This window comes from Acanthopleuribacter pedis, from assembly GCF_017377855.1.
GTDB lineage: Bacteria > Acidobacteriota > Holophagae > Acanthopleuribacterales > Acanthopleuribacteraceae > Acanthopleuribacter > Acanthopleuribacter pedis.
In genome coordinates this window covers 97,579-120,466 of sequence record NZ_JAFREP010000032.1, presented here as the reverse complement: position 1 = coordinate 120,466, position 22,888 = coordinate 97,579, and the positions used below count along the sequence as shown (strand labels likewise).

At 56.2% G+C, this 22,888-nt stretch carries 13 protein-coding genes; 6 read left to right on the top strand and 7 right to left on the bottom strand.

Translation table 11 applies throughout. From position 1 onward, the window contains the following. The first annotated feature begins 1,794 nt into the window (after positions 1 to 1,794). The 5 genes from J3U88_RS27285 (at position 1,795) to J3U88_RS27265 (ending at position 10,641) form a co-directional block, all read left to right on the top strand. The gene (locus tag J3U88_RS27285) at positions 1,795 to 4,020 is read left to right on the top strand and encodes a type VI secretion system tip protein TssI/VgrG (RefSeq protein WP_207862179.1); all 2,226 of its coding nucleotides are present in this window, start codon (positions 1,795 to 1,797) and stop codon (positions 4,018 to 4,020) included. Positions 4,021 to 4,044: 24 nt separating this feature from the next. Next, complete coding sequence (locus J3U88_RS27280; protein WP_207862178.1) at positions 4,045 to 5,283, top strand: tetratricopeptide repeat protein; 1,239 nt, start codon at positions 4,045 to 4,047, stop codon at positions 5,281 to 5,283. Between the two features lie 9 nt (positions 5,284 to 5,292). Next, positions 5,293 to 6,249, top strand: a complete 957-nt coding sequence (locus J3U88_RS27275) for a PAAR domain-containing protein (protein WP_207862177.1) — start codon at positions 5,293 to 5,295, stop codon at positions 6,247 to 6,249. 39 nt (positions 6,250 to 6,288) lie between these two features. After that, complete coding sequence (locus tag J3U88_RS27270; RefSeq protein ID WP_207862176.1) at positions 6,289 to 9,690, top strand: RHS repeat-associated core domain-containing protein; 3,402 nt, start codon at positions 6,289 to 6,291, stop codon at positions 9,688 to 9,690. 156 nt (positions 9,691 to 9,846) lie between these two features. Then, positions 9,847 to 10,641 (top strand): HEAT repeat domain-containing protein, encoded by a 795-nt coding sequence (locus tag J3U88_RS27265; RefSeq protein WP_207862175.1) that lies wholly within the window; start codon positions 9,847 to 9,849, stop codon positions 10,639 to 10,641. 55 nt (positions 10,642 to 10,696) lie between these two features. Here the strand turns inward: J3U88_RS27265 and J3U88_RS27260 are convergent, their stop codons facing one another. Beyond that, on the bottom strand, positions 10,697 to 11,569 hold the full coding sequence (locus J3U88_RS27260) for a LolA family protein (RefSeq protein ID WP_207862174.1): 873 nt from the start codon (positions 11,567 to 11,569) through the stop codon (positions 10,697 to 10,699). 584 nt (positions 11,570 to 12,153) lie between these two features. Next, positions 12,154 to 12,450, bottom strand: a complete 297-nt coding sequence (locus J3U88_RS27255; protein ID WP_207862173.1) for an RNA recognition motif domain-containing protein — start codon at positions 12,448 to 12,450, stop codon at positions 12,154 to 12,156. Positions 12,451 to 13,211: 761 nt separating this feature from the next. On the opposite strand from J3U88_RS27255, the gene msrB reads away from it, so the two are divergent. Beyond that, on the top strand, positions 13,212 to 13,751 hold the full coding sequence (msrB, locus tag J3U88_RS27250) for a peptide-methionine (R)-S-oxide reductase MsrB (protein ID WP_207862172.1): 540 nt from the start codon (positions 13,212 to 13,214) through the stop codon (positions 13,749 to 13,751). Between the two features lie 101 nt (positions 13,752 to 13,852). On the opposite strand, the gene J3U88_RS27245 is transcribed toward msrB, so the two are convergent. The 5 genes from J3U88_RS27245 to J3U88_RS27225 all read right to left on the bottom strand — a co-directional run bounded on the left by J3U88_RS27245 (position 13,853) and on the right by J3U88_RS27225 (position 22,837). Then, complete coding sequence (locus tag J3U88_RS27245) at positions 13,853 to 18,175, bottom strand: pre-peptidase C-terminal domain-containing protein (RefSeq protein ID WP_207862171.1); 4,323 nt, start codon at positions 18,173 to 18,175, stop codon at positions 13,853 to 13,855. 489 nt (positions 18,176 to 18,664) lie between these two features. Next, the gene (locus J3U88_RS27240) at positions 18,665 to 21,004 is read right to left on the bottom strand and encodes a hypothetical protein (protein ID WP_207862170.1); all 2,340 of its coding nucleotides are present in this window, start codon (positions 21,002 to 21,004) and stop codon (positions 18,665 to 18,667) included. 181 nt (positions 21,005 to 21,185) lie between these two features. Continuing rightward, positions 21,186 to 21,389: a hypothetical protein gene (locus tag J3U88_RS27235; RefSeq protein WP_207862169.1), complete on the bottom strand. Its 204-nt coding sequence runs from the start codon at positions 21,387 to 21,389 to the stop codon at positions 21,186 to 21,188. A 459-nt stretch (positions 21,390 to 21,848) separates the two neighbouring features. Then, positions 21,849 to 22,535, bottom strand: a complete 687-nt coding sequence (locus J3U88_RS27230; RefSeq protein WP_207862168.1) for a hypothetical protein — start codon at positions 22,533 to 22,535, stop codon at positions 21,849 to 21,851. A 104-nt stretch (positions 22,536 to 22,639) separates the two neighbouring features. Next, a complete protein-coding gene (locus J3U88_RS27225) occupies positions 22,640 to 22,837 on the bottom strand; it encodes a hypothetical protein (RefSeq protein ID WP_207862167.1) in 198 nt (65 codons plus the stop codon). Positions 22,838 to 22,888: the final 51 nt, after the last annotated feature.

The window sequence follows — 22,888 nt, the reverse complement described above, 5'->3', positions numbered from 1 at the left end:
ACGGGGAAGGCCCTGTCAGGATGGGGGTTGAACGGGGAAGGCCCTGTCAGGATGGGGGTTGAACGGGGAAGGCCCTGTCAGGATGGGGGTTGAACCGGCGCACCCCAACGGGGCGCGCACACCGTGAATTGGGGTCCACCATTAATTTAAAACGTGAGCCGGCGGCGAACTACGACTGGTTTGGCTGAAGGCCTTACGGATTTCAGCCCTGGGTAAAGGGTTATGGAATAACCCTTTACCCAGGGTCCCCGGGAGTTCCCGTCGTGTAGACGCTGAAGGCGTCGGCCCTACAACCATTTGCACGAAACCGCTCGTCCTGGGTAAACGACCGTATGATTTTTCCATCTTGGTGGGGTTGTTGCCCCGGAGCCATTCGGGTGTCAACGCCTTCAGCGTTTTCCCGTCCGTGAACTCCAGACACCCAGGGTGCGACCATTTTCAATGGTCGTACCCGGGGCTAACCTATGGCATCCCTGTAGGATGCGTCCAGCGTGGCCGGGCTTCGCCCGGCGTTTATTCAAAGTATGGTCCAGAGATGCGGTGGTGCGGCCCCGGTTGGGGCGCGCCGGGTCGACCCCCCAATCGTCCATCTTGGTGGGGTTGTTGCCCCGGAGCCATTCGGGTGTCAACGCCTTCAGCGTTTTCCCGTCCGTGAACCCCAGGCTGCATGGATGGGGTCGAACGGGGGGAAGGCCTTGTCAGGATGGGGGTTGAACCGGCGCACACCCATATGCGGGGGCCACACCTGATTTAGCGCCGTGAGCCGTCGGCGAACAACCGCCGGTGGCGCTGAAGGCGCCATGGATTTCAGCCCCGTGCAAATGGTTGTAGCACAACCATTTGCACTGGGTCCCCGGGAGTTCCCGTCGTGTAGACGCTGAAGGCGTCGGCCCTACAACCATTTGCACGAAACCGCTCGTCCTGGGTAAACGACCGTATGATTTTTCCATCTTGGTGGGGTTGTTGCCCCGGAGCCATTCGGGTGTCAACGCCTTCAGCGTTTTCCCGTCCGTGAACTCCAGACACCCAGGGTGCGACCATTTTCAATGGTCGTACCCGGGGCTAACCTATGGCATCCCTGTGGGATGCGTCCAGTGTGGCCGGGCTTCGCCCAGCGTTTATTCAAAGTATGGTCCAGAGATGCGGTGGTGCGGCCCCGGTTGGGGCGCGCCGGGTCGACCCCCAATCGATACGACCGCCGAACCGGAGGCTGCCCACGGGGGTAGACCCCCAAATCATAAACCCCCAATCGATACGACCGCCGAACCGGAGGCTGCCCACGGGGGTAGACCCCCAAATCATAAACCCCCAATCGATACGACCGCCGGACCGGAGGCTGCCCACGGGGGTAGACCCACAAATCATAAACCCCCAATCGATACGGCCGCCAAACCCGAGGCCCCCATGGGACGTCGCCCGGCACCCGCTCCTATATCTATAGGGTTTACAGGCAGAAATGGCCGCCGCCGCTTTTTTCCCGCAACTTTTGCGTTATCTTTGACACTAGTATTCTGAAGGCGTGACTTTTGTCTGTCGTGAATGCCGCTTGGGAGGCGGTGCGCGGCAATCCTCTTTTCTCCTCCCAATAGAATGGGGCGGTTCTAAAAATTGCCTCGTTTGGATTTTATCTTTAAACAAAAACCGCGCGTTTCAGGCGGCGAATGGACTATAATCAAAACCAACCCATTCGCACACCAGGTACCTTCAACGCGGCAAAGGTCGCCCACAATCCCCGTTTAATCGGTTCTTTTGTGTCGGCCGTGCAGCGCAAAAAAATATTTTATAGAGGTTGTTGTGACGTCACTCAAAAACAACGAAAACGAGATTTTTTGGCAGGGTCCCGGCGGTGATGAAGTCAAGATCCTTAAAGTAGAAATCCACGAAAAAATATCCGACCTGTTCCTCATTCGGGTGGAAGCGACCTCCGAAAACAAGGAACTCACCTACGAGGACATGATCCACGCCACCGGCAAAATTAAGTACAATTGCGGCGAGAACCTTGCCGGCGAACGCTTTTTCAGTGGGATCATTACCGGCTTTGCGCAGGCACGAACCCGTCACGGTGATGTCGACGCCTCCACCATTAAAGAATACAAATACCTCATCGAGATTCGTCCCGATCTGTGGCTCTCCACCAAAAAAACCTCTTCCAAGGTGTTTCAGGACAAAAATTCCAAGGACATTGTGAGCGAGTGCCTCGATGAATTGGGCATCAAACACGCTTGGAACCTCCAGGCCACCCCGCCCACGCGCGATTACTGCCTTCAATACGAAGAAACCAGTTACAACTTCATCTCGCGCCTTTGTCAAGAAGACGGCATTTGCTTTTTCTTCGACCACAAAAAACAAGAAGTTGTGTTTGCCAACTACCCCGGCGGCCATCCCGATTGCGCACCCATCGCCACCGCGCGCTACCACGAACTGGAAGAAATGCAGCAAACGGTGGGCAGCGCCGACGCCGAACACGTTTTCCATTTCGCCTACCAAGAGCAGGTCAGCACCGGCCTGTTTTCCCTAACGGATTACAACAGCGAAACCTCGCAAACCAATTTGATGGAAAACGAAACCGACAGCAGCAAACCCTTTTTCAGCAGTTACGAAAACTACGAACACTCGCTGAACTACAAAAACTCAGGCAACATCGGCTTCTACAAACCGCTGCGCAAAGAAGCCGAGGAGTCGGCCAACAAGTTCGGTTACGGCGAAAGTGCCTGCCGTTCCTTCGAGGTGGGTTACTGCTTCACCATGGAGCGTCACTTCCGCGACGAATTTAACGCCAAGTGGATGCTCACCGAACTCCACATCACCATGGAGCAAGGCCACTACCACAACAGATTCCGCTGCTATCCCGTCAAACTGAAGTACCGCCCCGAACGCAAAAACAAGGCACCCAAGGTGTACGGCCTGCAAGCCGCCACCGTGACCGGTCCCGCCGGTGCCGAGGTTTATCTCGACGATTTGGGTCGTTGCAAAATTCAGTTTCACTGGGATCGCGAGGGCCCCAAAAACGACCGTTCCTCCATTTGGTTGCGCGTCTCCAACGGGTACGCCGGCAAAGATTACGGCATCCAGTGGATTCCACGCATCGGTCACGAGGTGCTGGTCGCCTTCATGGACGGCAACGTCGATCACCCGATTGTGGTCGGCCGCGTTTACAACGACTTCAACGCCTGCCCACTGAAACCGGCCAATAAGTGGCAGAACATTATTAAAACCATCAAAGACAACCACATCATGTTCGACGACGAGGACGGCAAGGAACTCATTGACATCCGTGCGCAAAAGAACATGAACACCTTGGTGCTCAACGATAAAACCATCACCGTGAACCACAACATGACCACCACCGTCCACAACGACAAAATGATTTTGGTCGACAACAACATGGATACCTTGGTTTACAACGACAAATCCATTTTCGTGGACAATTGGTCCTATGAAACCGTGATGAAATCCAAAATGGTCGGTGTCATCGAGGAAGACTACAGCGAATACACCGGTCGCGACAAATTCGTCACCATTGAGAATGAACACTGGGTCGATGTGCTCAACGGCGATGAAACCCAGACCATTTACAGTGGCGACCGCACCCACAACATCAACACCGGTGACGACATCCTCAACGTCTTGACCGGGGACCGCAAGGTGACCGTCAATGCCGGTGACGCCAAGCTGGAAGTGAAAACCGGTGACAATATCATTGATGTGAACACGGGCGACATGAACGCGACCGCCAAAACCGGTGACATCAACATTAAAGCCAATTCGAAAGACGTGAATGTCGGTGCCGGCGATTCCATGAAGCTCACCGCTACCAAACACATCGATATGGTTGGCAACAAACAGGTGTATGTGTCGGGCGACAAGATACAAATCATTGCCAACAAGGAGCTGACCCTGGGGGTCGGCGTCAACAACATCACGATCAAATCCTCGGGGATCGAAGTCGGCGGCGTCAAAATTTCGTCGGCCGCCATCGGTGTTCACGAGATTTCCGGTGCTTTGATCAAAATCAACTAATTCGTGTTCTGAGAAGAGGTGCCCATGGAGCGTGTCATTGCAGATTTCAACCGAGATCTGGAGACATTTGTGGAGCAGCGTCATAAGTTTTTGATGCTGATCCCTTGCTCCGACGGGGAGACGGTGCCCGTGCTCAAAATGCTGCGCGGCATTGAGGAGGCGGATGCTTCTGATGTGTTCCTGTCCTTTGCCGATGAATGCAACCACATCGACGCCTACATTTCGGTGTGTATGGAGCGTTTGCGCGAGGAATGGACCCTGGCCAACACCTATGCCGGTGAAAACGACAAAGATCCGCTGCCGGAACTCCCACCCGAGCTGTTCGATGGGGCGCTTCCGGCCGCGGAACGTTTGATTCGCGCTTTCGACTACTTGCGTGCGCAATTGCCGCCCAACGGCGGCCACCGCTTGGTGTGGGTGATGTGCCCCACCGCGATCGGGGATCGCGGCGGGTTGATCAACTTGCTGAACCAAATTGTGCCCGCCGACAAAACCGTGCAGCCTTGGATGCGTCAGGTGCGTTTGATTGTGCGCGATGTGCGTTACGACTTAACCAACCGCCGTCCCGGTTTATGTGATTATCCGCGCGTGTGGGAACGTCCCATTGACCTGTCCCAAAAACAGATGGTCGAAGCGCTTGATATGGATGCCAAGGACCCCACCAAAAGCGACGGCGAACGCATCCAAGCCCTGTTGTCCTTGGCGATTATGGACACGGGGTACAACCGCACCAAGGATGCGTTGTTTAAGCTGGATTACTGCATGGGTTACTATCAAAGCGTCGATGATAAACCCATGATCGCCCTTGTTTACAACTGTATGGGTGATACCTACCGGCGGCAAAACAATTGGATCGAGGCCCGCGACCATTACGAATGGGGTGTGGTCACCGCCGCCGATTGCAAGAACAACACCCAGCTCTACCATTCGGTCCGTTCCCTGGGTGATACCCATTTCAAGCTAAAAGAATACGGCGTTTCTGAGCAGTACTACGACCAAACCGATCAAATGGCAACCCACCTGCTGGATCCCGACGGCAAGGTCGACGCCATGATGTGGCGTGGTTTGTCTCAGGAGAAACAAGAAAAGTGGCAGGCGGCCTGCGCGAGTTTTGAAGGCGCGGCGACCCTCAGCCGTAACTTGGACATGAACGACAAATTACAAACCAACCTTGGCCATCTTAAACGGGTTTATCCGCGGGCCGGCCGTGAGGATCAGGTGGACGGCCTCAAAGAAGAACTCAAAAACCTGAAAAAAGGGTAGGAGGGTGTTATGAGCGCAGGCAGCAGGATGTTATCCGATATCGACCCGGCTTTACCCGGTGTTCCCCCGGCGACACCGCCCTCGCTAAAACGCCCCGAAAATGCCTTGCACAAAGCGGGTAACGCCATCGCCACGGTGGTTACCGCGCCCGCCGCGGCCATTGGCTTGCTCAACGAGGGTTTTGCCAGAGCCACCAATTTTGTGGCGTCCGCGTTACCGTCCCAACCCGCCGCGTTTCAGACCTCGCTGGCCTTAGGCGCCCCCCATGCGCACATTGCCCACCCACCCAGTGGGCCGGCCCCGATTCCGCCGACCCCGATTCCCCCCGTTGGGCCCGTGACTTTTGGTTGTTGTGTTCAGGTACTTATCAACGGTCGACCGGCGGCACGGGCGGGCGATATGGGTGTCAACCCAACCTGCTGTGGGTTACCGCCGATGTACGAAATCTATACCGGTTCCTCCAAGGTTTTCATTGGGGGCGCGCGTGCCGCGCGGGTGGGGGACATCACCTTCCATTGCAAACCCGTTCCCTCGGAAGCGGCGGCTCTGCGTGGCGCCATTGCCACCGCCCAGAAGGCGATGCGGGCCGCGATGATGGCCTGCATGGTGGGCGGGTTTGTCGCCACCGGTTTAGGGGTTGCCGGGGACATCGTTGAATCGGTTGAGGCGGACAACGCGGATATGTCCGCCGCGTTGGCGCTCAGTGCCGCTACCGCCACGGCGCAAATGGCGAATGACGTCATGGCCCTGGCCGCGGCCGCCATGATGGGCAAAGATCCTTGCCTGCCGCCGGGAACGCCGGGCGCCATTTTTGCCGGCTCCCCCGATGTTTGGATCGGCGGGTTTCCCATGCCGCCGTGGATGGATATCGCCAAGGGTTTGCTCAAAATGGTGAAAGGTTTGCGGGCACGCAACCAAAACCGTTCCAACACCAACGGCACCACCCGCGTCGGCGCCCAACACTAACACTTACCCGTCCAAAAAACCAATCTGAGAAGGTGTGTTATGCCGGTTAATGTTACCCGTGGTTCCTTGTATACCGCGGCCCATGATGTCGATTGCGGTGGGATTGTGCCCATCATCTTCCGGCGCTATTATTCCACCGGTTTGCTGGACAGGGCACCAGGCGTGCTAGGTCCCGGTTGGTACCACGCCTTTGAGGCGACCATTGAACCGGACCTCGACGGTTTTACCTTTTTCGGCCACGACGGCCATACCTTGACCTTCGACGGTTCGTTTGACCAACTCGATGCCGGCGCGTCCTTGTGGAACCTCGGCCACAACATGGAGTTGCGCCGTTATCAAGACTACCTTCAGCTCTACCATTGGCACGACTACCGGCAGCGCGTTCAAAAATTCTTTTTCCAAGCCGGCGGCGACGGCGTGTACCGGCTGACCCACTGGGGTTTACCCGACGGCCACTCGCTCCACATCAGTTACGACAGCCAAAACCGCGTAAAAAAGGTCGCCCAAACCCTGCAGGCGCGACGCCTCACCTTTGATTACACCGCCGAGGGCCGGCTCAATAAACTCTACCTCAACGTATCCGGCCGCAAACCCGAATTGATGGTGGCTTTCGAGTACGACAAAGAAGGCCGCCTGCTGCGGACCCGCAACGATTTATGCGTGGTCCAGTCCTACACCTATGACGACGCGGGCCGCATGACTTCCGAACGCTATTTGGGCGACAAGGCCTACCGCATGAAATACGACGATGGGGGTCGCTGCGTGTTGCTCGGTGGCGAAGCGCGTCACGGTGAGCGGGCTTTTGCTTATGACGAGGCGGGCCGCCAGACCGTGGTGACGGACAGTTTAGGCCGCAAAACGACCTACCAGTACAACGAGGGCCGCCAGGTTGAAATGACGACCCTTCCCAACGGAAGCCGACAGCTCACCCGCTACGATGAATATGGTCGTCGGGTCAGCGAAACCACGCCTTCCGGTTTCACCACCGAGTACCAGTACGACGGACGCGGTGACCGGGTGGCGCTTCGCTACAGCACCGGCGGCGAAACCACCCTGACCTACAACGAGGAACACGAACCCATTCAGGTGCGCGAATTTGACGGCGCGGTCTGGCGTTTTTGCTGGGCGCGGGGTGCCTTGACCGAGGTGGTGAACCCGCTGGGTGAAAGCACGCGTTATCAGTACGATGAACAAAACGACCTACGCGAGGTGCTTTATCCCGGCGGCAGCGTGGTCAAATACGACCACGATCCCAAATGGACCCGTTTGGTTGTGGCGGATGAAAGCGGTGTGCTTTCGCGTGAGCATTTCGATGTACGTCTGAATCCCATCGAAAGTCACGACAGCGCCGGCTTGGTGAAACGTTTTGAATACGATCAGCTCGGCCGTCGTGTCTCGGTAGAGGATCGCCGCGACGGTGGGGACGGCAAACGGGTGATCACCTACGATGGTGCCGGTCAGGCGATTCGGTACGACCAGGCCGGCCATGTGACCCACTTCCGCTACAAGGGATACGACCTGCCCACCGAAATTGAAGAAGCCTCGGGACGCATTTACAAACTTGAATGGGACAGTGAAAAACGCAATACCGCCATCATCAATGGGGCGGGCCAAAAAACCACCTTCATCTACGATGATTTGGACCGCGTGGTGAAAACCGAATATTACGACGGTTCTTTTCAGGAATACGAATACGATGAGGCCGGTTTTGTGGTGGCCGGGTTTGACGGGGTCAACCGCCTTCAATACGAAAACGACGAACTGGGCCGCCTGCTCGAGGTAACCGCCGACGGTCTGCTCTTGGCGTCTTTCACCTACGACCTAGCCGGCAACATCGTGGCTTCCACCCGCGGTGAAGAACGCGTCACCCTGGAGCGAGATGCCCTGGGGCGCATTGTCGCCGAAACCCAAAACGGGCGCACCGTGCGCACCACGTTGAGCCCGATGGGAAGGGTTCGCACCCGCGACTTCGAGGGAAGCCGCGCCGGTACCCTGAACTACAACCACGACGGTCGTGGCCGTTTGCGCGCCTTTTTCTCCGAAAAAGGGGTTCGCCAGGGTTTTGACTACACTTCTAATGATTTGCTGATTCGCCGTAACTTCTTGAATTTTGAGGAGCGTTTTGAATATGACCCACGTGGCTTGCCGTCCAAGCAGTGGGTTGGCGTCGGAAATGCAAAAATGGTTTTTGGCCGGGCATTTCAATTTGATGCCGCCGGTCAAATTCAATCCGTGAAGGATTCGCGGCGCGGTGAGGCTTTGTACGGCTACAACGCGAGTCAGGAATTGGTCCGTTCCGAGCATTTTGGCCTTTCTCCCGTGGAATTTGTTTATGACGCGGGGGGGAATCGCGTCAATAACCGCGCGGGTGAGCGCTTGTTTTACCAACCGGCCGACCGGCTCAACATGGCCGGTGCCGCCCGTCTTGATTACGACAACGCGGGCCGCGTGATTTCGCGAACCCTGGGCGATCAAGTGACCCGCTACCACTGGCACAAGCTGGGTCATCTCGATGCCGTGGAACGCCCGGACGGGCGACGCATTGAATATCACTACGACGGTTTCGGCCGCCGCACCCGAAAATGTGAAGGCGACCAAGAAACGCGTTTTTACTGGCAAGGCAACCAATTAATGGCCGTCGAGCGCGAAGATCGGTTGACCGAATATGTGATCGACGGGTTTCGGCCCTTGTTGATGTTTGAGGACGGCGTCCCGTTCCACGTCATTCACGGTTTGTGCGATGAACCCCTGGAGGTGGTTGACGATCAAGGCGAAACCGCTTGGTGGGGAACCCTGGATGAATGGGGCAAGTTGGTGGCGCAGTCTGGCGATGAACACGCGCCGATGTTGCGCTACAGCGGCCAGTATTACGACGAGGAAAGCGGACTGTCCTACAACCGTTTCCGTTATTACAGCGCCGAGGACGGCCTGTTCCTGTCGCCGGATCCACTGGGTTTTGCGGCCGGTCCATTCCGCTATCGCTACGCGCCCAACCCGTTGAATTTTATTGATCCGTTCGGCTTGGCCTGTGGCGGCTCGCGTGGCCAATCCGTCTACGTGCTTACCAAAGGCCAACCGCCGAAAATTGTTTACGTGGGCATTACCGAACAATGTCCCCGCGAGCGGATGATGCAGCACAGTCGCGACCGGGCCGCGGGCGAGTTTGATTCGATGCGCGTTATTGCCACCGATATGGACACCCGTCGTGATGCGCGTAATTTAGAGGGATCCGCGCTCCACCATATTAACGAGGGGAACATCCGAGGGGTTGAATTTGACGGTCTGGAAAACCGGCGCATCAGCGATGACTCCCGTTATTACCATTCCTACCACGATCCCAACGATGCGGCGCGGCCCATTTTGCCCCGTGCCGATGTCCAGCGGGCGCTTGATCGGGGCACCGCCGGCAACGAAATCGCCCATCTCCCCAGGCCGCAATAACCCCGATGAAACGCGCCGCACATGAGCTGTTTTGGAAACGTGCTAGGATGCGCGCAAGGAAGATATTGCATGAGCCTGGTATAGGGATCGCAAGTTCTTGGTTTGCAAGTAGAAAGCCGGCGAGAGAAGCGGGCTATTTTTTAACGGGGTGTGCCCATGGTTATTGACGAGGCCCGGCGACTGATCGATGCTGGTGATGCCGAGGGTGCCAAAACCCTGCTGCTGAATGCCGGTTTCATCGAGCACCACGACACGGTGGTCCAAGCGGCATATTACGAACTGATTCCCGTGGATGAGCCGCTTCGGGAGCGACTGGACGGCGTGCTGAAGCAGATCGGGGAAGGTGAAGTACCAACGCGGGCAAAGGCCGCCGGCGTCGTTGCCAAGGAGGCCGCGCGTGCCGTCAACAAGAAGACCCATGCCTGGATCCGCGATCCACGCGTGACCGATGTACTCATTGAGGCCATGGAAACTGGGCAGGCCAAGTTGGTGAATCAAGCGGCGGGTGCCGCAATTTTGATTGTAAGCCGTTACTTTGCCGATCAGCGCTTGCGCGAACCTTTTAAGAAGCTGGTAAAGAACCGCAACAAAACCGTGCGCCGCCATGCTGCCAACGCTTTGGCCGCACTTTATGTGCCGGAAAACGTGCCTTTGTTAATTGGCATGTTGCAGGATAAAGCGGATGAAGTTCGCGCACAGGTCGCCCTGCTGATGGGTTCTTTGGCCGAGGCCGGTCGTTTAACCGCGGCGCAACGCGAAGAAGTTGTGCCCATTTTGTGTTCGTTTCTCCGCGACGAAACCTACGAGGTGCGCAACCGTGCCGCGGGAGCCCTGCGGAAATGCGGTGACCCGTCCGCTTTGGACGCGCTCCGCGAAGCCCATGCGACGGAATCGCTTGCGCTGGTGCGCGAAACCTTGGAATTTGCGATTGAGGGCCTTGCCGACAAATAAGCAAAAAAAAACGCGACCCGTGGGTCGCGTTTTTGATTGCTTAAGACGTGGGGCTTTAGTCGTGTTTGTGACCGTGGTCGCCGTGGCTGTGGTCATGGCCGTGGTCGCCTTCTTTCATTTGTTGCTGTTGCTTCATCATTTGGTCACCGTCAATGACCATCGCACCCTCGGGTGCCGTGTAGGTGAACAGCGCGTCGTCGACCTTGTCTAACTTTTTGAAATCGTTGAAGTTAAACTCAAAAGGCATCTTCTGACCCTCGGGCCCTTCCATCTCCATTTTCATGGTGGTGGGCCAGATGTTTTTCTCATCCAGGATCAAGGTCATTTTCATGCCTTTGACGGGCGTGCCAGGCTGAGCCATGCCCATTTTTTTGGCGGCTTCTTCCGTCATCTCAGCTTGCATGGTGACTTTGCCGTCGGCGATCCCTTTAAAGGTGATGTCGAGGGTTTTTTCCATGTTTTTGACCATTTGCGCGGGATCCATGGGGCCTTGCATGCCCATGCCGCCGAAACCCATTTCTTCATTCATTTTTTCCATGGCTTCCAGGGACAATTTGGTGACCTGGGTCATGCCGCCCGCTTGGGGTGGCATTTTCATTTCGGTCCACATCATTCTGCCGTCGAGCACGTAAAGCGCGTTCATGTCCATGGGACCGGCGGGCGTGTTCATGGTCATTTTCATGGTCATGTTCTGGTGGGTTTGATCCTTGGCGATCATCTTCCCGTCCATTTTCATGGAGATCTCTTGACCCATTTGGTTCACGGTCATGGCGCCGGTGTAGTTAAGCGAGTAAGGCATGTTGGCGTATGCCTTGGCCATTTTCTCCAGCCATTCGGCGGACTTGGCGTCGGAACCCGCGTGAAGCGGTAGTAATAAAAAGGTGGCACACAAGAGTGCGACCAGTGAGCATTTTAAAGATTTTTTCATGTTTCTCCCCTGAATTGTGGATGCATCTTGCTGCAAGCAGCCTATTGGGTTCGTAAAGATAAGTCAATCCTTACCTAATTAGGAACCATGACCGCCGTCACCAATGGCGGAGGGCCCGCTGTTCAAGGCGCGACAGCGGCTGAACGGGTCCCTGATTACCGCCGATGGTGTTGCCGATTGTTTTGAACACGAAGCATTAACGCCGACAATGTTCTTCTGTTTTACCTAAGAGGCGTGGTCGGTAGGGCCGCGGGTATGCTGTGCCCAAAAGACGAAGCCAAGCGACCTCGCGCGTGGGGGATCGGCAAACGAAGGTGCGACCAAAGACCTGTATCCTTATTAATAGGACCCCGACCCAAGGCCGTCCCAAATAGAAAAGGCCCCGGAACGGGGCCGCAACTGGGATTGTGAAAAGATGACCATTAAATGTCGTGACACACAACAGCGCATCAAGAAGGGGGGTGAAGGGGGATCACAATCCTTGATGGATGATTGGAGCAAGTCCCTCCGTGGAAGGGCTCGAAGTCCTGAAAACTAGCAGCACGAGCCACAGGCGACGCGGCTGCTAGGCAGGGGCGGCGGTTTTAAACCGTTGCCATTTGCTGCGTGGATTGTTGTTCCGCGTAATTGGGGGTGTTTTGGTCTTTGGCCATGGTGACGCGAAGACTACGACCACCGAAATCGGTTTCGTGAAGCTTGGCGATCACCTGCTCGGCGTCGTCTCTTTTAACTTCAACAAAACCAAAACCGCGGTTACGGCCTGATTCACGGTCCATGATCAGTTTGACTGAGTGGACGGAGGTTATGGTTTCAAACAGGGTGCGAACATCTTCTTCTTTCGAGTTAAAGGGCAAATTGCCAACCCAAAGTTTCGTAATCATAGGTGCTACTCCTAACATTAAGCGCCGCGGGATGCCTTTTCTCCAGATGGGGCTGGTGCCGGCAGGCAACGAAAAGTGTTCCGGCAGGTTTTCATGTGCTCAGAGAATTGGAGGTTGAGCAGTGAAGCGGGCCAGGAATCAAATTGGGGCTTAGATCGGCTTCTAGATGGGGCTTTCGGCCAATCCGTGATGCCTGAATCAGCTTCTTACTCTAATCAAAAAGCAAAACGCTGACATATGCAATCAAATTAACCTAAAACTTCAATCTTTCTGGTTTCGGGTGTCACAGCTCACAAAAGGAATGCGGACTGATTTGCTCCAAGCGCTTGTTTATGTGGTTTTTAGATAATTTGGTGTGCCGTCATTTTTAGGATAAAAGATCGGCAAAACAACCTGTTTTTGCGGGGTTAGAGCGTGTTTTTATTCCTTTCTTTTGACGCGGATAATCGTCTCTCCGGTCCGCGAGCCGGGTCATTTTGGCCCTATCCATTAGGTAAGTTAATGAAATGCAGTTGCTTGGGGTTTGGTATTTACGTGGTTTATATACTTTGACGGGAGGGTGTTTATTTATTTGAGCAACGAGAGATAATCTGTCAGGGCGGTTTGGTTGCTTTTTTGAGACGCAACTTTAGGCCTTGACCACGGTCTTGGGTCTGATCATCATCACATTTCACCAACCTGTCTTCGCTTTTCTGGATTAAAACGGAACGTCGCCGTGTTTTTCCACGCAAGAGCTGCTCTTGAGCTTTTGGAGGTTTTCCATGTTTTATCGTTTTCTCTCGCCGCTGGGCGCCCCTTTCTCCCGCTGGGTTCTGCTTGCCTTTTGCGCCCTTTCCTTCGCGTGCTCCTTCTCCGGGGCCGGTGAACCCCCCGCCAAAACCGATCAGGAACCACTACCCGTTGTTGACGGCAAGGTCTCCCTTTCCGAGGATCAGTGGCGCGAACGGCTCACCCGCAAGCAGTTCACCATTTTGCGCAAAAAAGGGACCGAGCGCGCCTTTACCGGGACCTTGCTCAACGAAAAACGCGACGGCGTTTTTGTTTGTGCCGGCTGTCGTTTGCCGTTGTTTGACGCCGCCACCAAATTTAAATCCGGCACCGGTTGGCCCAGTTTCTACAAACCCATTAAAGCCGCCAACGTGGGCGAGGTCGCGGATAACAGCCACGGCATGATTCGCACCGAGGTGGTTTGCAACCGCTGCGACGGCCATTTAGGGCACGTGTTCAACGACGGACCGCGACCCACCGGCTTGCGGTATTGCATTAACTCCGCCGCTTTGGCTTTTGAACCCGCCCAATAACCGAAAAAGGGCGTGAACCCTGAGGTTCACGCCCGGTCCTAACGGTTCCTACCGGTCCTAACGGTTCCTACCGGTCCTAACGGTTTTTATAAAACTGAAGCTTACTCGAAGTGGTAGGCGTTCAGCGTTACATCACGGTAGGTACGGTAGGCACGTACCCCGATGAAGTAGGTACCGGCCGCGGGGTTGGCGATGGAAACGCTTTCCTCGTTGCCGTTCAGGTACGGCCGTTCATCGTATGCCGTGGTGGTGGGCTGGGCACCGAAACGGATGTAAAGATCCGCGTCGCCGCTGCCGCCGCTGATGTCGATGTCCAGACGTGCGCGACCCGCGGGGACCTCGATTTCGAAGTACACCCAGTTGTTGCGGCTCGCGCCCAAACCGGTTTCGGTGAAGCCGTCGCCGGGAACCGAGGTTTCGTAGGAGGCGATGACGGTGACGCCGCTGAAGGCGCTGTAGCCGCGAATACCAATGAAGTACTCGCCCGCCGCCGGTGTGGCTTCGTTACAGGATTCGCTGTTGCCCGCGCGGAAAGGGCGACAGTCGTATTCCGTTTCCGTGGGTTCCGCGCCGAAGCGGGTGTACAGGTCCGCGTCGCCCGTGCCGCCGGAGATGAGTACGTCGAGGTTGCTCGCGCCCTCGGGTACCACAAACCGGAAGTACAACCATTCACCGGTTGCCGCGCTCAATCCGCTAACGGGAACCTGGTTTTCCAGGGTGGGAATGCCGCTGTCGCTCACGGAAACGTCTTGGGACGTACTCGCCGTTGCACCGTCGTTGTCCGTGACCGTGAGGGTCACCGTGTAGGTGCCGTCCGCCGTGTAGGTGTGGCTGGGGTTGGTGTCGCTCGATCCGTTGCCGTCGCCGAAATCCCAGTTGCGGGCGGCAATCGAGCCGTCGTCGCTGCTGGTATCGGTCAGGTTGATCGTCAAGCCGTCGACCGCAACCGTGAAGCCCGCTTGCGGTAGGCCGTTGACGCTGATCGCAATCGAAGCCGAGGTGCCGTCGCCGTTGCTGTCGGTAACCGAGGCGGTGATGCTGTGGTTGCCCGCGGACAGGTCGGAACGGTCCAGCGAGGCACCGGTCCCCAGGTTGCCGTCAAGCGAGCTGGACCAGGTGATGGAAGCACTTAAGTCGCCGTCCTCGGCGTCTTGAGCGCTGCCGCTGAAGGTAACCGTGTCACCTTGGTTGAACTGATCGCCGTCGGCGGGGCTGTCGATGCTGATCGTCGGCGCGCTGTTCACGCCAGGTTGGTTAAAGGTCAGGGTTTCGCCCGCGATGCGAACGCTGCCGGTACGGGCCTGACCCGTGGTGTTTTCCGTGGCGCGCACATCGAAGGTGAGATCACCCTGGTTGTTGCTGCCCGCGAGGATGGTGATCCAGGGATCAAAGGTGGTCGTGGACCAACTGCAATCGGGGAGGTTTGTGTCAACCGTGACCGCGATGGTACCGCCCTCGGCAGGGAAGGTATCGGCGGCGGCCGTGACTTGGTAGGTACAGGTTGTGGTGCCGCCACAGTCGCTTGCCGCACTTACGGAAATATCGTCGATCCACCAGCCGTTGCCGCCGACCGAGGAATCACAGGCCAAACGCCAGCGCAGGAACAGGTCGTTGCCCGCGAAATCAGCCAGATTGACTTCCGTCACAATAAAGCCGCTCGAGTTGCCGGACCAAGCGGCGCGACCGCCGATGGGGCTGTTGTAACTCGTGCTGATCGTGCTTTGGTAGCCGTTGGTGCTGAAGCGGTCGGCGTTGGCCGGGATTGATGCGCCGTCGCCCGCGAGGATGTCGAACCAGTTGGTGCCGTCGACGGAGTACTCAAGCACGCCGCCGTCGTAGGTGGATTCCGTGTCGTAGCGATGGGCGAAGCTCAGGGAAGCCGCGTTGCCCGCGGGCAGGTTAATCGCGCCGGCGACCGCCGCGACTTGGTCCTTGATGTTGGCTTCGTCGCTGACGAACAAACTGTTGGGTGCGGAGTTGCTGTCGGTGGAAACCAAGGCCCAGGCGCTGGTGGAACCCGTGTTGCCGGGACCGGCTTCGAGCACCCATTGAGACGCGTCAACCGCGAAATCGTCGGCAAAAGCCACGTCGACCGGACCGCCGGGCGCCGCGCCCAAGGCCGTGGTGTTGGCGTCGCTGTTGCCGCTGTTACAGGGACCGTTGCCGAAGTTGGTGTCGTCCTCGGCACGGACGATGTAGAAATAGGTGGTGCCGGAGGTGACGTTCGTATCCGTCCAGGTGGTGGCCGTCAGGCAGCTTGCCACGCGATTGCTCGCGTTGGGGGTGAAGGAATCGCTGCTACCGCGGTAGACGTGGTAGGTCACCGAGGCGCCGCAGTTAGCCGTCGCCGCGTTCCAGCTCAGGTTCAGCGCACAGGCCGAGGTGCCCGCGGAGGTAACCGATTGGATACCCGCGAAGGTTGGGGCCGTGGTGCACGGACCCACGCCGACCGCCTCTGCACAATTCGAGTTGTCGGATTCGCAGTTGTCGGCCACCGCGCGCACCACATAGGCGTAGGTGGTGCCGCCCGCGACATCCGTGTCCGTGTAGCTCGTACCCGCCACATTGTCGGCCAGCAAGGTGGCGTTATCAGCCGGGCAACCCTGGACCGCGCGGTAAACGCGGTAGCTCGTCGCGCCCGCCGCCGTGTTCCAGCTCAGGCTGATTTGGTTGTCGCCGGATGCGGAAGCATTCAGACCACTTGGTGCCGCCGGTGGGTTGTCGCAACCGCTGCACGCCTCAAAGCCGAAGTTGGCGATGCGGGTCGACCAAGAACCGCTGGTATTGTACTGGCCCGTGAACCAGAAGGAGCAGTCTGTAACCGGGTCGACGCCCATGGCGCTGTAGTCGCCGTAGCGGTTGGAGTTGTTGGCCGCGCTGCCGTCGACGATGGTGTATTCACCCTGCGGCAGGGTACCGAGGGGATCACTCGCCAAGCGGCCCACGTAACGCAGGCTGGGTGCCGTCGAGGAACTGGACACGTTGTAACCCAAGGCGATGTTGCCGTTGCCGTCCATGGAGATCGCGCCCATGAATCGGTTGTCGGCGTCGGGGGAGAAGGTTCCTTCTTGGTACAGCGTCCAGGGGCCGCTGCCGGTTTTGCGCAGTTCAAACCAACGAATACCGCCGCGGTTGTTGCCGTTAACGTCCGTCACGAAGTTACCGACCAGGGTTTGGTGGGTCCCGAAGTTGCGGTACTGCAACCGGTTCATCACGACCTCGCGCAGGGGATCCAAGGTGGTACTGCTGCCTGGCTGTGGGAAGCAGTTAAACGAGGTCAGCCCGCATAAGGTTGAGTCGAACTCGCTAATCGGGATACGGATCGGACCGGTGACGGCCGAGTTGTTGCTGTCCGCGAAATCGACGCTGAACTCGTAGATTTCCAGGTAGTCCTCGGCGCTGTTGTTGTTGCTGTCGTGAACTTCGTCGTCACGGTGACGCATGAAGATGCCGGGTTCGTCGTTGGGGGCCGGGGTGGCGCCGTCATGGTCGGCCGGGGTGATCATTTGGAAACCAAATCCGGCCAAGTCGGGGATGGTGAAACGCTGTGATGTCGCCGGTTGACCCGCCAACATGGCCGTACGATCCAGCGCGTACAGGCTGGTGCTGGATTCGTTGGTGCCCACGTAGTAGGCATCGTTCCAAACCCCGTATTTGGGATAATCCGGGAAGCTGGGCGTGTTAAACGCGTAGGCGTACCAACCGCCGCTGACCGGGTCTTCCGTCCGCGAAACGTACACGCACAAAATGTTCGAGCCGCTGGCGAATTCGCTGATCATCCAGCGATTGGCCGCTTGGTCGAACAAAATGATGGGATCACCCAAACCGCTCCCGCAACCGCCGCTGCCGAAACCATCGAGGTTAAACGGGCCGGCGACCAGGTTGCCGTTGTTTTTGTCGTACACCGTGAAGGTGGCGCCGCCACTGCCGTTGATCGATTGGATGTAGTAGTTGGTACCGACGTCGCCGACCGTGTCCGGTGGGTTCACCCCGGAAAAGCCCTGACCCGCGATGTTCACATCGGGGGAGGGGAACGCCTGGTTAATGGGAACCAAACCGTGAACCGATTCTTGTTGTTCCAACAAGCCGTCGATTTGTTTGGCGGGTTTGGGAAATACGCCGAGGGTGTTGCGCGTGCGACGCGGCACTTCCTTAATCGGATCGCCTGGCTGCCAAATGCTTCGGATCGGCAGCGAACGAAGGTCGGTTTCAATGACATACGGGGTGACCGCTTCGCCCACCCAGGGTTGGGTGATGACCTGTGTTTGGCCGTCGTCTTGGGCGAGGGCCGTCATACAAAAGAGGAAGCTGCACAGAACCAGCACCCAATGTGAGCGGGGGGTGCACCGATGAAAACGGAAATCCGAGGCGGTTTGCAGCGACCGCGATTCGGTTCCGAGCGAACGAAAACCAAGGTTGAACATGAGACGTGTCCTTTTGACCCGTCTACCGCGTTCTGATGCTGACGCAATGGTCGTCCATGTTGGGCTTCAGCGAAGTGAAAAGGACAAGGTCAGAGGACAATGCCAACGGATGAGACGGTGTAAGGGATCACCGTGGGTTGCAAGACGGCCACGCGAGGAAGAACCAAGTCGCGGAAACGGGTACGAAGATTGAATGTAAAAGGAGTGTAAGAGAAGTCTTTACACTATGAGCCTTTACCAAGGTTGTCAAACGAAAATTCCGCGAGGAACCAACGTATTTACGGTTGTCTTTTGTAAATGTCGGAAAGCACTTAAGATGTGTGTTGAGAACCAATTCTCACAATGCCGCATCAAAGATAACCCCGTCCCGGGTGGGCGTGGCTGTCCAAAACCCGGGCCGGGGAAGCACGCCGGGGTACCCGGCCACGCCAAAAAAGAAAGGCCGGACACCGACGTCAATCGGTACCCGGCCTTTTGGTTAAAAAAGAGTTAGCGGCAATTAATACAGATCTCGAATTCGACCACCGCCGGCGCCCCGCCGTCCAGGCTGGTGAGCCGGAGCTTTTGGGTGCCGTCCGGCAGCGCGCGTCCCACCTTTAAGTGAACGCTCAGTTGGCAAGGTACACCTGGCTGCAAGGCGAGGACTTGGCCGGATTGGCTCGTATCGCGGCAACCGGCCTCGGTCCAGAAGTAGGTGGGGTTGGGGTCATTCACCACAAAAGCGGGTGGTGCGTCGAGGTTGCCGACTTCAACCTGGTAGCGCCGCGCGCTGTTGGGCGACACCAGCGTGATGAGGGAGGAACAGGTCGAACCCACGCTGCAGTTGGTCAAGTAAAGCACCCCGTTTTCCGCGTCGACATCCGCCCCGCTGATGGACAAACCACCGCTTTGGGTGACCGTGAAGTGCGGACTATAGGCGGCGACGGAGGGTGACAGGTTCAGGGTTTGCAGGCGAACACGGTAGCTTGCACCCGCTTCCCAGCCATGAACAGCGGTCCAACTCCACTGGTTCTGGCCGCCGGCTTGGTTGATGTTGCTGCCGAGACGGCTGTGATAAACGCCGTTTTTGTACAGATCGATGTTGATGGTGCTGTTGGGGCCGCTCCAGTTCCAGTTGAGGTTCAAGGTTTGGCCGCTCACCGAGGGCTGGGCAATGTTGAATTGCGGGTTCACCACCTGGAAGGTGTCGCTTTCGTCGTAAAGGATGGTGTTTTGGGTGGCGCTGACACGCAGGTAGTAGGTGCCGTTGTCGTGGTTGACGTTCCAGGTGAAGTTGTTCGCGCCATTGCTGAGCACAAAGTTGTTGGTCAGCGTGCGCACGATTTCATCCGTACCGGCGTCGACCAATTCAATCGTCGCGGTTTGACCCGCTTCAAAACAGGCCGCCTGCCATTGGATCGGCGTGTTGCTACCTTCATTGACTTGGCTGCTGATGGTGACGTTGTCGATGCTTTCGTGGCAGACCTCAATCGGTTGGCTGTCCCAAGTTGCGGTCAGGTTGTAGCCGATGCCGTTGAGCACTTCCAAGGCGCCTTGGTAAACGATGCGCAGTTGGTGATCGAGCACCGCATCCACCGTGGTTTCCAATTCAACGCCGACGTACCAGGTGCCCACGCTCAGGTTGGCCGGCGTGATGGTTTTGTCCGAACCATTGGCGGTTTGGCGGTACTGGGCCGTGCTGCCGAAGGCGGGTTCGTTCTTGTTGAGGTACAGGTTGAAATCGTAGCCGGGTTCACCGAGGAGATGGAGCAGCAAATGGCGTTGGTTGCTGTTGGTGACTTGGAAACGAAAGTGGTGAATCTGCTTGTCGCCGATTTTGGTGTATTCGGGGTCGTGGTCGCTGGTTTCGCGGTCCATGACGCGGGTTGTTCCGTTTTGCAAAGGCACTTGTTTGATGCGAACCGGGCCGTTGCCCGCAATCGCGTGACTGTAAATTGCGGCGGTCAAATCGTTGCCCGAGGCGTTGTTGCGCTGCTCGGGGTGAGCGCCGGATACAACCAAACGCCCCGCGCCATCCTGAGGCAAATCATAGGCCCACGCCAGGTTTGCCGTAAGGGGAGCTGCATGTGGATCAGGATTCAGATAAAGGCCCGAAGCCAGAATGTCGATCCCGAGATGATGCGCGGTTGTGGTTGGCAGTGTGCCGCCGCCTACTGTGCCGGGGCCGCCTCGGATCGGGTTGGGGATACTGGGGAAATAATCTCTAAGAACGGTTCCGACATGCCAGTTCCATGAGCCATCGGGCATGGGATTGTTTGGGGCATCGTAGAAATGAAGCAGTGTTCTTGAAACCAGTGCTGCGCCGGCGCAAAAGCCGCTGTAGCTTCCGCCGTTATGCAAAAAAGTTTGAAAAACCTCTTTGCCCGTTTGTCCCAGAGGATTGCGTCGGTTCGTATTGTCGATATGGCCGGCGAGACGGCTCGCGCCATACATCCAGCTGTCGTTGTCGTGAATGGGGCGGCTGCAGTCATCGTCGTAAAAGGTTTCACCGGCTGCGCCGCCGACGGTCATGATGCGGAAGCGAGGGCTGCCGTCGGGATAGAGCAGGCGCCCATTGAGGTCGGTCGCGTCGCCGGAGAAGGCGTGCTGAAAAAAGTCAAAATGTTCGTCACATTCAACCGTGGAAAGATCTTCAGCCGTTAACCCCATCATTTCGAAATGGCGGGCGGGAGTGGCTTTGACCCCGGGCCCCCCGTTGAGCAAGGCATCCTTGTAGAAGCCTTCTCCCAGCGGCACGGTCCAGTGGTCTTGACCGAGTGCTGCCGAGGTTTGGATAACGCACAGGGAAAGACAGAGTGACAGCAGGGCTGTCGTTCTTAGAAAGTTCATCGTGTCTCCATAGGTAGGAATCAGTGGTGAAGGCCTAAGGCGCGACACCGGGGTTTTACGTGCGATAGGACGCAAAGTAAGGTTTGCAAATGGTTGTATTGAATAGGTTTACTTTATGCCGCTGCGGCATTGGTCAGTGATCTCACGCCCTTTTCTTGGGGTGATGAGTTCGGAAAAAGACTTATAAATAAAAAAGGTTGAGCCAATAGACACCAAAATAGAAAGCGGTCTGTCTGAGGAGCAGTTCGCTTGCCAAGCAAGTTTTGCTCGCCAGATTCTCTAAATCACACATTTGTAGAGTGAGGCTTGTAGCCGTCGGGTCGACGGCTCTTTGACTGCTCTTGGGGATTATAAGGGCGATTTCTTTTAAAAAAAGGGCAATCAAGTTTTTCTCCTAGCCCTCACTTCTCACCAGCATTCGTTGCGAGGCTTTGAAATCGCTGTGAGGACACAGGTTGCGTCCGAGGGCAAACGAAGGCGTAGCAGCACTACGTCGAGGCTTGTCCGACCAAGTAACCTAAGTCATTGCAGCTATTTCAACTTCGGAGTAGAGCTTCTTGTGAGCAATGCGGGCTAGTGGAAAAGGTTGCGGCACTTGGGTGACTGGCTCACTTTAGGTATAAGCTCGCTGTCTTGAGCGAGCGAGTGATCGTCGGCTCTGGTAGAGACGTCGAACATAGCGCGAATGGAATAAATTGTGGCCTGGGAAAAGGTTTGCCGAGAGAGAAAATATCGCGCGTCCGGGATTTAAATAGAAGGGGGCGCGGGCGGTCGGATTCCTGGCGGACAACTTGTACAAACCCAATGCGTTTTTCAAGCATTTCAAGGTTGGCTGAGGATAAGGTCAGGATGATTCATGGGCGCCATTCGTTGCGCCATTGCCGTTCTTCTGAAAATCGTTCAAAATCTTCTTCCCATGTTCGCGATCCAAAGCATCGTCTAAATGGCGTTTTCCAAAATTAATTGCGAAAAATATCCCAAGATTGTAGTCGGGAGATTTTGTAACAAGGGCGCTCTCAAAAATCTCCTTGTCTTCTTCGCTGAGACCGTAAGGAAGGCTGTTCATAAGAATTAGAATGAACTCATCGCGAGAATCAAAGACAGGATCTTTTATTTTTTCATTAATGTACCGTTTAACATCGCTCTTTATTTTGTCTTCAAGCGTTCTGAGGAATTCATCATTATCGAATTGAAGGACTTGGGCAATAGTGATTGGTTTTGAACTGTTTGGGTTTAGAGGCAAGTTAAGGATGTGACTCCCCATAAAACCAATAAACAAAGGCGCCCATAAGTCCCCAGAGGTACTTATGGGAAAAACATTAAACTCGACAAGGAAGTATAGAACGCTGTTTACAATGCAGTACCCTGCTATGTAGAGATGATAAGAGAGGTTGCGAACGCGCCAATAACCTAGCTTCTTTAGTTCGGGTTGTTTTTGTAGCGCCTGGGCGACAATCGCTCTGGAAGTCAAAAAATTCACCACCGATAAAGCAAGCGCCACCTGCATCCAGGGTGGAAAGGTTCCCAGCATTGATACCTTCTTCTGAAAATAAGAACGATAGGTATCTATACTAGCCTGGCGGAGATGGCGCGAGCAAGAAAAAAACGCTTGCGTTTTTTTTGAAAGTAGATGGGCTATTTTTGGGTGTTTTTTCGTTGTTTGAAAATGACAATTTTTTTGTCAGGGTCAATCGAGAGAATTTTGCTCCTGCCTACAATTTCCCTGAGGGACCCTTCGCCAATACCGGTTCTTAGCTCAACGGTCTCAACAGGAGCGCTACCTTTGTAATCTCTAACTGTCTGAACGATTTTTGATGAAATTTCACTTTCCATGAATCCTTCCTGATCGGGGTGCGATGGATAGACACATCAGAGCCATCGTGC

Coding starts and splice junctions, on each gene's coding strand:
- J3U88_RS27280 (WP_207862178.1), top strand. CDS start 4,045: ATGGAGCGTGTCATTGCAGATTTCAACCGAGATCTGGAGACATTTGTG.
- J3U88_RS27275 (WP_207862177.1), top strand. CDS start 5,293: ATGAGCGCAGGCAGCAGGATGTTATCCGATATCGACCCGGCTTTACCC.
- J3U88_RS27270 (WP_207862176.1), top strand. CDS start 6,289: ATGCCGGTTAATGTTACCCGTGGTTCCTTGTATACCGCGGCCCATGAT.
- J3U88_RS27265 (WP_207862175.1), top strand. CDS start 9,847: ATGGTTATTGACGAGGCCCGGCGACTGATCGATGCTGGTGATGCCGAG.
- J3U88_RS27260 (WP_207862174.1), bottom strand. CDS start 11,569: ATGAAAAAATCTTTAAAATGCTCACTGGTCGCACTCTTGTGTGCCACC.
- J3U88_RS27255 (WP_207862173.1), bottom strand. CDS start 12,450: ATGATTACGAAACTTTGGGTTGGCAATTTGCCCTTTAACTCGAAAGAA.
- msrB (WP_207862172.1), top strand. CDS start 13,212: ATGTTTTATCGTTTTCTCTCGCCGCTGGGCGCCCCTTTCTCCCGCTGG.
- J3U88_RS27245 (WP_207862171.1), bottom strand. CDS start 18,175: ATGTTCAACCTTGGTTTTCGTTCGCTCGGAACCGAATCGCGGTCGCTG.
- J3U88_RS27240 (WP_207862170.1), bottom strand. CDS start 21,004: ATGAACTTTCTAAGAACGACAGCCCTGCTGTCACTCTGTCTTTCCCTG.
- J3U88_RS27230 (WP_207862168.1), bottom strand. CDS start 22,535: ATGCTGGGAACCTTTCCACCCTGGATGCAGGTGGCGCTTGCTTTATCG.
- J3U88_RS27225 (WP_207862167.1), bottom strand. CDS start 22,837: ATGGAAAGTGAAATTTCATCAAAAATCGTTCAGACAGTTAGAGATTAC.